Source organism: Aeromonas sp. BIGb0405, from assembly GCF_024807335.1.
GTDB classification, from domain to species: Bacteria; Pseudomonadota; Gammaproteobacteria; order Enterobacterales; family Aeromonadaceae; genus Aeromonas; species Aeromonas rivuli.
Genome location: NZ_JANUEP010000001.1, coordinates 320,245 through 334,937 on the forward strand (window position 1 = coordinate 320,245; position 14,693 = coordinate 334,937).

Here is a 14,693-nt window from a genome sequence, read left to right on the forward strand (position 1 = left end):
GGGGGATTTGAGACGCGCGTATTATAGGGATCCCTCCCCTGCCGGACAAACGTTTTTATCCACGGCGCCGGTGTGACTCGCCTCGGACTCTCTGGTATAAAGGAGCCTCTTTTTTGACAAATGCCGAATTTTTCAACAAGGGTACTCGCCTACTTGCGCCACATTGTTCGACTATTTCTCGCCGTGATCATGACGCTGCTCCTCGCCAGCTGTGACTTTCACACCCCCTCCAGCCAGCTGGAGCAGATCCGTCAGCGAGGCGAGATCCGGGTCGGGACCCTCTACGGGCCCACCTCCTATTACCAAAGAGACGACACCGCCTTCGGTTACGATTACGAACTGGCGCAATCCTTTGCCGACTGGCTCGGCGTCAAGCTGACCATCATTCCAGTCAACACCAGTGCCGAACTGGTCGGGCTGCTTGAGGGTGACAAACTGGACCTCGTTGCCGCCGCCATCGTCGTCACCCCGGAGCGCCGAGCCCAATTTCGCTTCGGCCCCGGTTTTTACCAGGTCTCCCCCAAGCTGGTCTATCGCAATGGTTCCCGGCGCCCGCGCAGCCTGGATGACATAGACGGCAAGCTGGTGGTGGCCCAGGGCTCGAGCGGTGAAGATCTGCTCAAGGAGTTTCAGGTATCCCACCCCACACTCAGCTGGCAAGCCGATCCCAAGTCGGACACCGAGGATCTGCTCAAGATGCTGGCCGAGGGGAAAATTGACTACACCATAGTGCAAAATACCGTGCTGGCACGCACCCAGCGTTACTACCCCGAGCTTGCCGAGGCGCTCACCCTCTCCGACAGCCAGACCGTGGCCTGGGTCATGAACCGCCTGCCCGATGACAGCCTCTATGCCAGCGTCATCGACTTCTTCGGCCAACGCTTCATGGATGGCGCCATCGCCAAGCTCGACGAGAAATATTTTGGCCATGTGCAGAACTTCGATTTTGTCGATACCCGCACCTTCCTGCGCCGGGCCAAGGAGCTGCTGCCCAAGTATCAGGAGCTGTTCAAGCAACATGCCCTGGAGATTGACTGGCGCCTGCTGGCCGCCATCAGTTATCAGGAGTCCCACTGGGATCCTGCTGCCCGCTCCTACACCGGGGTGCGCGGCATGATGATGTTGACCGAAAACACCGCCAAGGCCATGGGGGTGAACGATCGAACCCACCCGGAGGAGAGCATCGAAGGGGGGGCCCGCTACCTCAAGCTGATGGTCGACAAGGTGCCGGACTCGGTACCCGAGGACGAGAAGGTGTGGTTTGCCCTCACCGCCTACAACATCGGTTATGGCCACATGATGGATGCCCGCCGCCTGACCAAGCAGCTGGGCAAGGATCCGGACAGCTGGGGAGACGTCAAGGAGGTGCTGCCGCTGCTGCAACAGGCCCGCTGGCACAGCAAGGTTCGCTACGGCTATGCCCGCGGTGGCGAGGCGCGCAACTATGTCAACAACGTGCGCCAGTATTACCAGAGCCTGCTGTGGCTGGACAACGAACAGCAGAAGGCGCAACGGCGTGAGGCGCTGGACGAGGACGACAACGAGCCCGTCAGCGATGAGGCTTCTCACCCAAGTCCCATCGCCGAGGTAGTGAGCCGGATCACGGGGGTCGAACAAGGCTGAATCAAGCGTCTGTCTAAGCCCGCGCAAGCCTGCTATCATCCTGTCACATCGGAGCCTATCCGAAATTGTTTTTGTCCCTCACATCCTCAGGTCGAGATAGCAGACAGCACTTTCAGATGGGCTCCACCCTTAAGTTCCAATGATGTCACCGGACGGCCATCGGCCAGTCATGCCATTTAGGAGGAGACCAAGATGCAAAAACGTAGAAAGACTCGTCTGGTCAAAGCGACAAAGAGCGGCTGGAGCCCCAGGCGCAAACTCAAGCTCAATGACACCAAACGCAAGATCTGGCGCCGCAACCGCTCCTACACCCTGCTCATCGCAGAGTGAGCCAGCCAAAACCGGACCAAGAATAAAGGCGCCATCAGGCGCCTTTATTCTGTGCTAAATCATCTCGCAAGCTTACCACCAGCCGAGCAGATTACGTCCCGCCAGGGCGCCCCACACCACCACATTCAGTGCCAGCACGAGGAAGACGGCGGCCGAGCCCAAATCTTTGGCCCGTCCAGACAACTCATGATGTTCTGAGCCTATCCTGTCCACCACCGCCTCTACCGCCGAGTTGAGCACTTCGACAATCACCACCAGCCAGCTCACCGCGATCAGCAGCAATATCTGGTTGAGATCCCCCCCGACCCAGAAGGCAAGCGGCATCAACAGCAGGATCAGCACCAGCTCCTGGCGGAAGGCGGCCTCGTTGAGCCAGGCTGATTTGAGCCCCTTCATGCTATAGCCGGTTGCATTGATGATCCGGGTCAGACCGGTCGCGCCAGGTTTTGCCACAAAAAACTACCTCGGGTAGGGATGAAATGGCCTCACATCCTATCAGAGCCGCCCAAGGTTTCAATCGACAGGGTTTTGCTTTATTTTATCTCTTTGCTTTTTCGCCGCCTGTGGCTATGCCACCCACTCGAGACTTGAGTTTGTATGTCCATTCACACCGATGAATTGCGCACCCGGCGCCTGGAGTCCCTCATCACCCCGAGCGAACTCGCCGCCGCCTTCCCCATTACCGACAAGATCGCCCAGAACCTGCTCGATGCCCGCCGTGATGTCGAGGCCATACTGGCCGGTAACGACCAGCGTCTGCTGGTGGTAGTGGGGCCCTGCTCCATCCACGACCCCATTGCCGCCCTCGACTATGCCGCCCGGCTCAATGCCCTGCGCGACCAATACCAAGAGACGCTGTGCATCGTCATGCGCACCTATTTCGAGAAACCGCGCACCATAGTCGGCTGGAAGGGGCTCATCAACGATCCGCGCCTGGACGGCAGCTTCGACGTCAATGAAGGACTCAAGCTGGCGCGCAAGTTGCTGGCGGACATCAACGCCCTGGGTCTGCCCACTGCCACCGAGTTCCTCGATATGGTGACCGGTCAGTACATCAGCGATCTCATCACCTGGGGTGCCATAGGCGCCCGCACCACCGAATCCCAGGTCCACCGCGAGATGGCCTCGGCGCTCTCCTGCCCGGTCGGCTTCAAGAATGGCACCGACGGCAACACCCGCATCGCCATCGATGCGGTGCGCGCCGCCCGCCACAGCCACATCTTCTACTCGCCGGATAAAGACGGCAAGATGACCATCTATCGCACCGCCGGCAACCCCTATGGTCATGTGATACTGCGTGGCGGCCACAGGCCCAACTATGATACCGCCAGCGTGGATGAAGCCTGCGAGGCACTGGCCAAGGTCAACCTGCCCGAGCGGCTGGTGGTGGATTTCAGCCATGGCAACAGCTTGAAGGATCATCGTCGCCAGCTGTTGGTGGCGCAGGATATCTGCGATCAGCTGCGCCGTGGCCGCACCGGCATCGCCGGCATCATGGCCGAGAGCTTCCTGGTCGAAGGCCGTCAGGATGTGGAGAACGGCTGTGCCGCAACCTTCGGCCAGAGCATCACCGATGCCTGCCTCTCCTGGGACGATACCGAGACCCTGCTGGCCATGCTGGCCGAGGCGGCCCAGGTACGCCTTGCCAAGCGGCAGGCCTGAGTGCTGATGACGAACGCCGACTGGCGGATAGTGCCCCTCGACGAGACGCTGCTGGCGCAGTGGGCAACCCTGCGCCAGCAGCTGTGGCCGCACCATGCACTCTCAGCCCATCTGCAGGAAGGTGCCGAACTGCTGGCCAATGCCCATCTCAACACCTTTCTGGTGCTGGATGAGCAGAGCCAGGCGGTGGCCTTTGCCGATGCGGCCCTGCGCCACGATTACGTGAACGGCTGCGAGAGCAGCCCGGTGGTCTATCTGGAAGGGGTCTATGTGCAGCCGGCTTCGCGCCGGCGCGGGTTGGCCCAGGCGTTGATTGCCCGGGTGGCGCAGTGGGGCCACGAGCTGGGTTGTCGCGAACTGGCCTCCGATGCCGCCATCGACAACCTCGCCTCACAGCAGCTGCACCAGCGACTCGGCTTTGCCGAAACGGAGCGGGTCGTCTTCTTCAAAAAGGCCCTCGGCTGACGCCAGGGCCTTGCTTGTTTCTCACAGACTCGGCATAAACCAGACCCGCCCCCCCGCCTCCAGCCGGTTGGTCCTGATCTGGAACACCCGCTCGAGCAGGGCCTCGTCGATAAGCTCAACCCCGCCCTCGCACACCATCTCCCCCCCTTGCAGACAGAGCATTCGATCGGCCCAGTCGATGGCAAGATTGATGTCGTGAATGGCCATCACCACCAGCAATTCCTGTCGACTGACCGACTTGAGCAGGCGCAGCAGCGCCAGCTGGTGATGCAGATCCAACCCGGCCAGGGGCTCGTCGAGCAGCAGCAGGCGTCCCGCCGGATTGAGCCCGGGCCAGACCTGCAACAGGGTGCGGGCGATCAATACCCGCTGCTGTTCCCCCCCCGAGAGCCGGCTGAAGTCCCGCCCGAGCAGATGATCGAGCTCCAGGGCCTGGCACAGCGCTGCCATGGCCTCTCGGGCAGCCTGGCTGACGGCGCCGGACTCGCCAAGGCCCAGCGCCAGCACTGAGAACACCGGGGTATGAAACAGATGGGGCTGGCGCTGAGGCAGCATGGCCCGGCGTCTGGCCAGATCCGGCAGACTCAGGGAAGCCAGTGTGTCCCCGGACAAGGTGATGCTGCCCTCGGCGGGGAGCAGACCGGCCAGGGCGCCGAGCAGGGTCGATTTCCCGCTGCCATTGGGGCCAAGCAGGGCCACCAGCTGGCCGCCCTGCCAATCGAGGGAGAGGGGGGCCAACCGACCCGCCAGGCTCAGTTGCCGGGCGCAGAGCAGCGCCTTGTCATCAACGGGGCTGATCATGGGATTGCCTGAGCAGAAGATAAATAAAGAGAGGCGCGCCGACCGAGGCGGTCACCACCCCAATGGGCAACTCCCCCGCCGCCAGCAGGGTGCGGGCACAGAGATCCGCCCCCAGCAGCAGGGCGCCGCCCCCCAGGGCGGAGGCGGGCAGCAAGAAGCGCTGATCGCTCACCCCGCACAGACGCAGCAGATGAGGCACCACCAGACCGACGAAGCCAATGACGCCGCACAGGGCCACCGCGAGCCCGGTCAGCAGACAGACCGCCAGCACCAGACGCACCCGCAGGCGATGCACATCCAGCCCCATCAGACGGGCCTGGGTCTCCCCCAGCAGCAACTGCTGCAGCGCCCTGCCCTGGCGGATCAGCCAGAGCAGGGTCAGTGGCATCAACAGCCACCACCAGCCGAGTTGCTGGCTGCCATAAGCCAGGCTGCCCATCATCCAGAACATGAATTCGCGCACCGACCCGTCGTCGGCGAAATACATCAGCCAGGTCATCACGGCGTTGGTGAGTATGCCGATGGCCACCCCGAGCAAGAGCAGGCGAGCATGGCCCAGATGGGCGCGGCGGGCGGCCAGCAGCAGCAGGAGCGTCACCAGCAAGGCGCCGCCGAAGGCGGCCAGGGATAGGGCCCAGCCCGGCAGCGCCATGTCGGCGCCCTTGGCCAGGGCCATGGCCAGCATGGCGGCAAGACCGGCGCCGCTCGACACCCCAAGCAGGCCGGGCTCGGCCACGGGGTTATGGAGCATCACCTGCAACACCGCGCCGCCGCAGGCCAGAGAGGCCCCCGCCAGCAGGGCGAGCAGGGCGCGGGGCACGCGCAGCTCCAGCAGAATTTGCTGCTCCAGCGGCCCCAGCGGTTGCCAGGGCAGCACCATAAAGGCGCCGACGCAGAGCGAGAGCAAAAACAGCAACAGGGTCAGGCAGAGCAGGCCAAGCAGCAGCCGCTGCTGCCAGCGGCGCTGACGGGCGATCAAGGTGGTAAACAAGGCATATCCCGGGCAGAGGTCTGTGGGTCAAACACCGAGGGTGCCGATATGGCCCCTCATCATGGCCGTCATGATAGCAAGGCAGAGGGCCCCGTGGTCAAGGCGATGTCGCGGGCCGCACCGGAACCGTCGCCATCGGCGGGTAATAGCGAGCGACAATCCGGGCCAGCTCACCGCTTTTCACCGTCTCGGCCAGGGCCTGTTCTATCTTGACGCCCAGCGCCTTGTGCGGGGAGAGGCGACTCATGGCCAGGTAGACCCCCTCCTGCTCTGGCGGGCGATAAGTCGTCTTGACCAGCCCCGCCGGGTTATGCCTGGAGAGGATGTAATCCATGTGGCAAGAGCCCGCGACCATCACCTGCAGGTGATCGCGCATCAGCATGCCCAACAGTTGCGTCTCGGTCGGCACCCCATGCTTGTCGAGCTGTTCATCATTGTCAAAACGGGCGAAGTGGGCTGACTTGAGCACATAACCTACCTGATGGGCGCCCAGATCCTGATAATTGCGGATCTGGCCCGCCAGATCGGGACGGGCGTAGAAGGCTGGCGGACAGGCGATGTAGGGCGGTGACAGATACTCCACATAGCGCTCGCGCTCTAGGGTCTTGGCAATGCTGAACACCATGTCGATCTCCCCCACCTCGGCATACCTCAATACCCGCCCCCAGGGGTAGATCTTGACGATGAATTGCAAACCGGTATGCCGCTCCAGGGCCTGGATCAGGTCGATGTCGATGCCGCTCATCCGACCCTGTCCATCCACCATGATGAAGGGGGGCCACTCACTGCTGGCCACGGTCAGGGTTCTCGATGGCGCAGCCATCAGGCCAAAGAGCGGCATCAATAGCCAGCAGCCCCATATCCATTTCAACATCTTACCTCCCCATCCATGGTATCTATGCAAAGCGACTCATCATTCGCCCGGTTTATAATGGGACGCCAACTGCGCCAACTCACCACTCGCCACCAGCTCGGCCAGGGCGGCCTGGATCCGCTCTTTTAGCGGCTGGGCCTTTGAATGTTTGCTCATGCCCAGATAGAGAGTGACGGGTTTATCCGGGCGGTAACGGGTCTTGATAAGGCCCGCCGGGTTGGCGAGACTCAGGGCGTAATCAACCTGGCAATCCGTGCCTATCATCAGCGGCAGGTGGCCGCGTGAGACCATGCCGAGCAGTTGTTCTTCGGTGGGCACCCCATGCTTGTTGAGGCTCTTGTCTTCATCAAAGGGGCTGAAATAGCTCGATTTGAGCACATAACCCACCTCGTGATGGGCCAAGTCTCCATAACGGCGGATCTGGGCGGCGAGCAGCGGCTCGGCATAAAAGGCCGGGCGGCACTGATAATACGCCGGTTGCAGATAGTCGATAAAGGCGGTGCGCTCCGGAGTCTTGGCCAGCCCTATCATGAGATCGACCTGGCCGGTTTGCATGCGCTGCAGGGCGCGTCCCCAGGGGAAACGCTCGACCTTGATGGGGATATCGAGGTGGCGCGCCAGGGCCGCCAGAATATCCACATCCAGTCCCTCGAAGCGGCCATCGGCCCTGAGTATGCGAAACGGGGGCCAGACGTCGGTCGCGACCGTCAGACTGGCGGGCTCCCCCTCACCTTCCTGTGATCCTTGCGCTCCCTGCACCAGGCTGGCCCATATCAGGACAACAGATAGCCAGCTCCACTTGAACATTCCCTGTTTTCCTCGCTGAGATGGTTCGCTAAAAATACCTTGAAGAGGGGCTTATGGATATGACTCGACTGAGATATAACAGGCGCCATTGCGCCAAGGAGCCGCTCATGAGCCCCGTTTCGGTCCGCATAAAGTGGGTAATCTGCACCCAATCCCTCATGTCAAGGAGCCACCCATGAATCCTATTTTGACCAGCATCGGACTGTTAATCTGCAGCAATGTCTTCATGACCTTTGCCTGGTATGCCCACCTCAAGGAGATGAACCACAAACCCTGGATCATCGCCGCCCTGGTGAGCTGGGGCATCGCCTTGCTCGAATACCTGTTTCAGGTCCCCGCCAACCGGATAGGCCATACGGTACTCAATGTGGGCCAGCTCAAGATCTTGCAGGAGGTGATCACCCTCACCATCTTCGTGCCCTTCTCGGTCTTCTATCTCAAGGAGGATCTCAAGTGGGACTACCTCTGGGCCGGGCTTTGCATCATGGGGGCGGTCTTTTTTGTATTCCGCGAGAAACTCATGAGTTGATAAGCAGATACAATCTGTTTGATTACTCACATCATTGACGGCTAAGCGAGACGAGTCATGGATCTGCACGAGATGCTGAAGCGATTGGCGAGCCAGGATGGCTCCGACCTCTACCTCTCTACCGGCGCCCCCCCCAGCGCCAAGTTTCAGGGGGTGTTGCGCACCCTCAGCGAGGCCCCGCTCGCCCCGGGCGAGGTGGCCGCCATCGCCGCAGAGATCATGGATCTTGAGCAAAAGCAGCAGTTCGACAAGGAGCTGGAGATGAACCTTGCCATCTCCCTGCCCCAGATAGGCCGCTTTCGAGTCAACATCTTCAAGCAGCGCAACGAAGTCTCCCTGGTGGCGCGCAACATCAAGACCGAGATCCCCCGCTTCGAGGACTTGAAGCTCCCCCCAGTGCTGCTCGATACCATCATGGAGAAACGGGGCCTGGTGCTGTTCGTCGGCGGCACAGGCTCGGGCAAGTCCACATCGCTGGCGGCGCTGATCGACCATCGCAACCGCAACAGCGGCGGCCACATCATCACCATCGAGGATCCGGTGGAGTACGTGCATCGCCACCGCAAGAGCATCATCAACCAGCGCGAAGTGGGCGTGGACACCCGCAGCTTCCACGCCGCCCTGAAAAATACCCTGCGTCAGGCACCGGACGTGATCCTCATCGGCGAAATTCGTGACCGCGAAACCATGGAGCATGCCCTGGCCTTCTCGGAGACCGGCCACCTCGCCATCTCCACCCTGCACGCCAACAACGCCAACCAGGCGCTGGATCGCATCATCAACTTCTTCCCCGAGGAGCGCCGTCCCCAGCTGCTCAACGATCTGGGCAACAACCTCAAGGCCTTTGTCTCCCAGCGACTGGTGAAGACCGCGGATGGCGGGCGCCGGGCGGCGGTGGAGATCATGCTGGGCACCCACACCATTCGCGACATGATCAAACGCGGCGAGTTTGGCGGCCTCAAGGAGGTGATGGAGAAATCCCGCACCCTTGGCATGATCACCTTCGACGAAGCACTGTTCGATCTGGTGGTGGAAGGGGTGATAGAGGACGAGGAGGCGATCAAGAATGCGGACTCGCAGACCAACCTGCGCCTCAAGATCAAGCTGTGGCGTGACAAGGGGCAGATTGCCAATAGCAGCGACGCCAGCGGTTGGAGCCTGGAACCAGGCAAAGATGACAAGGACGAGCTGGACTGGACCTGAGCGCCACCGGCTGCCCTGGCAGAGCAGAGACCAAGAACCCGCCGCTGGCGGGTTCTTTCGTTGGCATCCGGGACGGCGATACCGCCTAGCCGCGTTGCACCAGGCCGATACGGCCCGGCTCGCACCATTCGAATATCACCAGCTGCTGTTTGCCGCAGCAACGGCCGCCACACAGCTGGCTCTCCTGTTTGATGACGCGCCCCTTGCGCATCCAGACCCCGAGCATGGCCTCGACGGCATCTTCCGAGGTGTGGAAGTGACGGGCCAGATCCCGGCGACTGACCCTGTGCTCCCGGGCCAGATAGTCTCCTAATTCATGCAGTATCACAGCGCCACCACCCGGCGCGTCACTATGTCACCGCGCATGCGTCCCAGCCACCAGAGCAGCAGCAGGGAGCCGAGATAGAAACCTATCCAGGCTAGGCTCTGCTCGGGATGGCGTGCAAAGCTGGCCCCCTGATAGAAGAGCGTGGCGCCCATGAAGGCCATGTAGTTGCACCAGAGCGCGGTGTAGATAGCCCAGGGACGACCGGTTTCACGCACCAGGGCGCCCATGGCGGCGGCGCATGGCATGTAGAGCAGGATGAACAGCAGGTAGGCAAAGGCACCCGCCGCCCCGTCGAAGTGAGCCTGCATGTTGCCGTAGGTGGAGAGACTCACCTCTTGCTCCGCCGCCGCAACCCTGGCATCCCCGACCTCGCCGATATCTATCCCGAGGGGGTCGGCCGGGTTGATGGCCGCCAGATTGGCGGGGATGCTGGCCAGGGCATCTTGCACACTCTGCCACAGATCGTACTCGGCATCGGCGGCCTGCTCGCCTCCCCCATAGAGGCTGTTGAGGGTGCCGACCACGGCCTCCTTGGCGAAGATACCGGTGACGATGCCGACCGTCGCCTGCCAGTTATCCTCACGAATGCCGATGGGGTGCAGCAGCGGTGTCACCCCCTGGCTCAGCTTGCTCAGCACCGAACTCTCCTGATCCTGATGGCCGAAGCTGCCATCCGTGCCCAGGGAGTTGAGCACGCTCAGCACCGCCACCACCAGCACTATGGTTTTACCGGCACCGAACACGAAAGATTTCAGCTTCTGCCAGGTCTTGATCCCCACGTTGATGGGCCGGGGCAGCTCGTAATCGGGCATCTCCATCAGCATGGAGTCACTCTTGCCGGGCAAGAGGGTGCTGCGCAGCAGCAGGCCGGTGAGCACCGCCACCACAATACCGACGAGATAGAGGCCGAACACCAGGTTCTGGCCAGATGCCGGGAAAAAGGCCACCGCGAACAGGGCATAGACCGGCAGGCGGGCGCCGCAGGACATGAAGGGGGCCATGGCCGAAGTCATCAGCCGTTCACGCTCGGAGTTGAGGGTGCGGGTCGCCATCACGGCGGGCACGGTGCAACCAAAGCCCATCAGCATGGGGACGAACGCCTTGCCGGGCAGGCCGAGGCGACGCATCAGGGCATCGACCACGAAGGCGGCCCGGGCCAGATAGCCCGAGCTCTCCAGCACCGCAAGAAACAGATAGAGGCAACCGATGACGGGGATGAAGGTCGCCACCGTCTGCAGACCGGCGCCAAAGCCATCCGCCAATATGGCCCCCAGCCACTCGGGAGCATGGGCAAGCCCCAGCAGATGGTGGACCCCATCGACGAACAGGGCGCCCCCCAGGATGTCGAAGAAGTCGATGAAGGCACTGCCCACCTTGATGGCGAACATGAACATCAGATACATCACCAGCAGGAAGAAGGGGATGCCGACCCAGCGATTGAGCAGCACCCTGTCGAGCCACTCACTCTGGGCGGCGTTGAGCTTGCCCCGCTGCTGGCAGGCCTGCTGGCACCATTGGTGGATGTGGCCGTAGCGCACGTCCGCCAGTTGCAGGTCGATATCCTGCTGACCCTGGGCACGGCGCACCAGATTGGCGGCCGCCGTTTGCTGACCGGGCAGCAGGGTCTGCGCCATCACGGGATCTTCTTCGAGCAGGCGCAGGGCGCGGCCACGACTCGCCAGCGGATGGGGGGCAAGCAGGCTCTCCAGTTCGCTGATGTCTGCCTCCAGAGGCTGGCCGTAATCGAGCTGCAGCGCCGCCTGGGGCGAGCCGATGAACTCATGGAGCCTGGCCTTGAGGGCGCGCACCTGAGCCGGGTTGTGGGCCGAGAGCGACACCACGGGGCAGCCGAGCCGGGCACTGAGCAGTTGTTCGTCAACGGTGATGCGTCGCTTCTCCAGCAGATCCATCTTGTTGAGCACCACCAGCATGGGCAGACCCAGCTCACGCAGTTGCAAGGTCAGGTAGAGGGAGCGCTCCAGGCTGGCGGCATCGATGACGTTGAGCAGCAGATCAGGGCGTTGGCCCTGTACGAAGCCGCTGGCTATCTGCTCATCCAGGCTGGCATCCTGCGCCGCCAGGCTATAGATGCCGGGCAAGTCGGTCAGCCGATAATCCAGCTCCCCGACGCTGAAGCTGCCCATCTTCTTGTCGACCGTGACCCCGCTCCAGTTACCCACCTGCTGGCGGGCCCCGGTGAGGGCATTGAACAGTGAGGTCTTGCCGCTGTTGGGATTGCCGACCGTGACCAGATTGATGCTCATAGGCACTCCACCTCTATCTGGTTGGCCAGGTTTTTTTGCACTGAGAGGCAGATGCCCTGGCACTGGATCTGGAGCGGATCCCCCAGGGGCGCACAGCGCAGCAGGGTGACCTCCGATTGCGGCAAGAGCCCCATCACCATCAGCTTGCGGCGCAGGCTGCGATCCAGTGCATTCAAATCTGTGATACGAGCGCTCTGCCCCGGTGATAACTGCGTGAGAACCATGGCCAACCCCTAGGTGGAAACTGTGACGAGTCTAAACAAGAACAATTCTCTTTTCTGTGGCCATTATAAGCTGTGACCTGCGCAACAATTTGCGTAAAATCAAACTTCGCTTAGCTAGTTGCAGAGTTCACCATGCATCAGGACAACAACAGCCGTCTGGTTTTCAGCACAGATGGCGGTGCCATTACCCCCAGCACCCAGGCCAGCCCAGCCTCCCCCTTCCCCACCGATGGGGTGGTGCGTATTCGCCGCGAGACCAAGGGGCGCAAGGGCGCCGGCGTCATCACCATTCATGGGGTGCCTGATGCGCAGCAAAAAGCCATCGCCACCCTGCTCAAGAAAAAGTGCGGTACCGGCGGCGGCTTGAAGGAGGGGATCATCGAGATCCAGGGCGACAAGCGCGATCTCATCCGCAGCGAGCTGGAGAAGGCGGGCTTCACCGTCAAGCAGGTCGGCGGCTAAGGTCGAGGCTGACGGGTTTCCCGATAGCAGAGCGCCGGATGTGCGATTTACCAGCCGGTCACCCTCATCAGGCTCTCACCTTGGCCAACCTCTTGTAATTACCGGGCATCTTTCCTAGAATGCCCGCTCCCATCGAGGGGGAGTAGTCGCTGACGGGCTAAAAGGCCCGCAGACGTTGATCAACATACTTGGTGCAAACTCACCATGGTCAGCGTGATCCGCAACGAGCAATGCCGGATTTGACAAGACCTTTGACGGGCCAGTGCCAATACCGGGGACGGATGGCGCAGGCTTGTCTCTGGTTTATAACAATTCCGTCCCCCGGTATCTTTATGGAAGCCCTGTTAACCTCCACCCTGAGCGTGGCCGTCGCCGAAATAGGCGACAAGACCCAGTTGCTCGCACTCCTGCTGATCTGTCGCTTTCGCAAGCCCTGGCCCATCATCGCCGGCATGTTTGCCGCTACCCTGCTCAACCATGCGGGCGCGGCTTGGATTGGCGAGCTGATCAGTCGCTGGCTCGATCCCAAACTGATGACCTATCTGGTGGCGGGAGCCTTTATCGCCATGGCGGTCTGGATTTTGGTGCCGGACAAGATGGACGATGAAGATAGCAAGCTCGACAAGTACGGCCCCTTCCTCGCCACCTTCGTGCTGTTCTTTATCGCCGAAATTGGCGACAAGACCCAGATTGCCACCGTGCTGCTGGCCGCCAAGTATGACTCGCTCACTCAGGTCATTGCTGGCACCACCATCGGCATGATGCTGGCGAACGTGCCCGTGGTGCTGCTCGGCAAGCTCGGCGCCGACAAGTTGCCCCTCAAAAGCATCCGGATTGGCTGCGCCATCCTGTTTATCACCCTGGGGATCAGCACCCTGATCGTCACCGCCTGATAGCCAGCGCCACTAAGATAGCCCTGATATAAGAAGACACAGGCCCCATCCAATGATGGGGCCTGTGTCTTTAACGCCTCCCCTGCCAGGCACCATCTCGGCACATCCCGCCACGCTATCTCGTTCAACCCTGATCCCCTCTTGCCCACCCTCGTCTGTGTCTTGCCTCTCTCTGCGCCGAGGTCAGCCATCGGCAGCCCTTCCCGGGACTCGGCCATGGTGTTGGCGCCCCAGCCCTATGCCATAATGGGGCACGTTATTCGGAGCCATTCCATGCAGCATCACTCCCGCCGTCCCCTGCTCGACTGGGTCAAGCGAGGCCACCTCGCCCCAGCACAGCTGCCCGAGGCCCTTCGTCTGGCCGATTTGCCCCCCGCTCCCGCACGCTGGCAGGTGCTGTTCGATCGCCTCTTGCTGCTGCTCGGTTGCCTCTGCCTTGGCGCCGGTCTCATCTTCTTTGTCGCCTTCAACTGGCAGGCACTGGGGCGACTGCCGCGCCTGGGCCTGGTCGAGCTGCCCCTGCTCGCCATGCTGCTGGTACTGTGGCGCGTCCGGCTCAGTGACGGCGCCCGTCAGGGGCTGCTCTGCTTGTGCGCCCTCAATCTCGGCGCCCTGCTCGCCCTGGTGGGCCAGACCTATCAGACCGGGGCCGATCCCTGGCAGCTGTTTGCGCTCTGGGCCATGCTGCTGCTGCCCTGGGCCCTGCTCGGCAAGAGTCCTCTGCTCTGGACCTTGAGCTGGTTGCTGGCCCAGCTCGCCCTGGTGCTCTACTGGCGGCTCGGCCTGTTCACGCTGTTCTTCTCCTTCGATGAGGAGGGGCTGGCCTGGTGCCTCACCCTGCTCAATGCCCTGCTCTGGGGAGGGCTCTGGAGTTTGCCTGCCCGCTACAAGGTGATGCCCGCTTACCTGCCCGCGCTGATGGCCGGGCTTGGGGTCACCCTGCTCGCCCTGCTCGCCCTGTTTGATGCCGCCTCTTCCTGGATTTGGCCGCTCTGGCTGCTCTGGCTCGGCGCCGCCTATGCCTGCTGGCATCACAGCTTCATCACCGGGCTCGCCATGGGTTGCCTCAGCGTCATCGTCGTCTTGCTGGCGGCGCTCGGCAAATGGATGGAGCCGGATGTGAATGGCTTCTTGCTGCTCAGCCTCGTCGCCATTGGCCTGTCGGTGGCCGCCAGCCGCTGGCTGCAACAACAGAGGAGTCGCCATGCTGCCAATCAGTAACCAGAGGGCCTCGGCC

At 62.0% G+C, this 14,693-nt stretch carries 17 protein-coding genes; 9 read left to right on the forward strand and 8 right to left on the reverse strand.

What is annotated here, in order from left to right; genetic code table 11:
- Nucleotides 1-120 precede the first annotated feature (120 nt).
- The gene (mltF, locus tag M2366_RS01565) at nucleotides 121-1,623 is read left to right on the forward strand and encodes a membrane-bound lytic murein transglycosylase MltF (RefSeq protein WP_259236737.1); all 1,503 of its coding nucleotides are present in this window, start codon (nucleotides 121-123) and stop codon (nucleotides 1,621-1,623) included.
- A 192-nt stretch (nucleotides 1,624-1,815) separates the two neighbouring features.
- On the forward strand, nucleotides 1,816-1,953 hold the full coding sequence (locus tag M2366_RS01570; protein WP_198135310.1) for a hypothetical protein: 138 nt from the start codon (nucleotides 1,816-1,818) through the stop codon (nucleotides 1,951-1,953).
- Between the two features lie 72 nt (nucleotides 1,954-2,025).
- Here M2366_RS01570 and M2366_RS01575 read toward each other — a convergent pair whose 3' ends face one another.
- Nucleotides 2,026-2,406: a diacylglycerol kinase gene (locus M2366_RS01575; RefSeq protein ID WP_042043671.1), complete on the reverse strand. Its 381-nt coding sequence runs from the start codon at nucleotides 2,404-2,406 to the stop codon at nucleotides 2,026-2,028.
- A 144-nt stretch (nucleotides 2,407-2,550) separates the two neighbouring features.
- On the opposite strand from M2366_RS01575, the gene M2366_RS01580 reads away from it, so the two are divergent.
- Entirely contained in the window at nucleotides 2,551-3,615 is a 1,065-nt protein-coding gene (locus tag M2366_RS01580; RefSeq protein WP_259236738.1) for a 3-deoxy-7-phosphoheptulonate synthase, read from the forward strand.
- 6 nt (nucleotides 3,616-3,621) lie between these two features.
- Nucleotides 3,622-4,080, forward strand: a complete 459-nt coding sequence (aac(6'), locus tag M2366_RS01585) for an aminoglycoside 6'-N-acetyltransferase (RefSeq protein ID WP_259236739.1) — start codon at nucleotides 3,622-3,624, stop codon at nucleotides 4,078-4,080.
- A gap of 21 nt (nucleotides 4,081-4,101) precedes the next feature.
- On the opposite strand, the gene M2366_RS01590 is transcribed toward aac(6'), so the two are convergent.
- From M2366_RS01590 to M2366_RS01605, 4 genes are all read right to left on the reverse strand, one after another.
- Nucleotides 4,102-4,881, reverse strand: coding sequence for an ATP-binding cassette domain-containing protein (locus M2366_RS01590; RefSeq protein WP_259268778.1), 780 nt, complete (start codon nucleotides 4,879-4,881; stop codon nucleotides 4,102-4,104).
- Complete coding sequence (btuC, locus tag M2366_RS01595) at nucleotides 4,865-5,872, reverse strand: vitamin B12 ABC transporter permease BtuC (protein ID WP_259268779.1); 1,008 nt, start codon at nucleotides 5,870-5,872, stop codon at nucleotides 4,865-4,867. Before btuC ends, M2366_RS01590 begins: the two co-directional genes overlap by 17 nt.
- 97 nt (nucleotides 5,873-5,969) lie before the next feature.
- Complete coding sequence (locus M2366_RS01600; RefSeq protein ID WP_224432645.1) at nucleotides 5,970-6,746, reverse strand: ABC transporter substrate-binding protein; 777 nt, start codon at nucleotides 6,744-6,746, stop codon at nucleotides 5,970-5,972.
- A 39-nt stretch (nucleotides 6,747-6,785) separates the two neighbouring features.
- Nucleotides 6,786-7,553 carry an ABC transporter substrate-binding protein gene (locus M2366_RS01605; protein ID WP_224432644.1) on the reverse strand — a complete coding sequence of 256 codons (768 nt, stop codon included), beginning with the start codon at nucleotides 7,551-7,553 and terminating at the stop codon, nucleotides 6,786-6,788.
- A 175-nt stretch (nucleotides 7,554-7,728) separates the two neighbouring features.
- Between M2366_RS01605 and M2366_RS01610 the strand changes: the two genes are divergently transcribed.
- On the forward strand, nucleotides 7,729-8,082 hold the full coding sequence (locus M2366_RS01610) for a DMT family protein (RefSeq protein WP_224432643.1): 354 nt from the start codon (nucleotides 7,729-7,731) through the stop codon (nucleotides 8,080-8,082).
- A 57-nt stretch (nucleotides 8,083-8,139) separates the two neighbouring features.
- The gene (gene tapW / locus M2366_RS01615; RefSeq protein WP_259268780.1) at nucleotides 8,140-9,285 is read left to right on the forward strand and encodes a type IVa pilus ATPase TapW; all 1,146 of its coding nucleotides are present in this window, start codon (nucleotides 8,140-8,142) and stop codon (nucleotides 9,283-9,285) included.
- A gap of 85 nt (nucleotides 9,286-9,370) precedes the next feature.
- Here tapW and M2366_RS01620 read toward each other — a convergent pair whose 3' ends face one another.
- Genes M2366_RS01620 through M2366_RS01630 form a run of 3 tightly spaced genes read right to left on the reverse strand, consistent with a single transcriptional unit; the run spans nucleotide 9,371 to nucleotide 12,101 of the window.
- The gene (locus tag M2366_RS01620) at nucleotides 9,371-9,613 is read right to left on the reverse strand and encodes a FeoC-like transcriptional regulator (RefSeq protein WP_259268781.1); all 243 of its coding nucleotides are present in this window, start codon (nucleotides 9,611-9,613) and stop codon (nucleotides 9,371-9,373) included.
- Entirely contained in the window at nucleotides 9,610-11,877 is a 2,268-nt protein-coding gene (gene feoB / locus M2366_RS01625) for a Fe(2+) transporter permease subunit FeoB (RefSeq protein ID WP_259268782.1), read from the reverse strand. The genes M2366_RS01620 and feoB overlap by 4 nt, the downstream gene beginning before the upstream one ends.
- Entirely contained in the window at nucleotides 11,874-12,101 is a 228-nt protein-coding gene (locus tag M2366_RS01630) for a FeoA family protein (RefSeq protein WP_259268783.1), read from the reverse strand. Before M2366_RS01630 ends, feoB begins: the two co-directional genes overlap by 4 nt.
- 132 nt (nucleotides 12,102-12,233) lie before the next feature.
- Here M2366_RS01630 and M2366_RS01635 point away from each other — a divergent pair, with 132 nt between their 5' ends.
- The 3 genes from M2366_RS01635 to M2366_RS01645 all read left to right on the forward strand — a co-directional run bounded on the left by M2366_RS01635 (nucleotide 12,234) and on the right by M2366_RS01645 (nucleotide 14,677).
- Complete coding sequence (locus tag M2366_RS01635) at nucleotides 12,234-12,563, forward strand: translation initiation factor (protein WP_042042096.1); 330 nt, start codon at nucleotides 12,234-12,236, stop codon at nucleotides 12,561-12,563.
- 332 nt (nucleotides 12,564-12,895) lie between these two features.
- Entirely contained in the window at nucleotides 12,896-13,456 is a 561-nt protein-coding gene (locus M2366_RS01640) for a TMEM165/GDT1 family protein (RefSeq protein WP_259236745.1), read from the forward strand.
- A gap of 273 nt (nucleotides 13,457-13,729) precedes the next feature.
- Entirely contained in the window at nucleotides 13,730-14,677 is a 948-nt protein-coding gene (locus tag M2366_RS01645; RefSeq protein ID WP_042042094.1) for a DUF2157 domain-containing protein, read from the forward strand.
- Nucleotides 14,678-14,693: the final 16 nt, after the last annotated feature.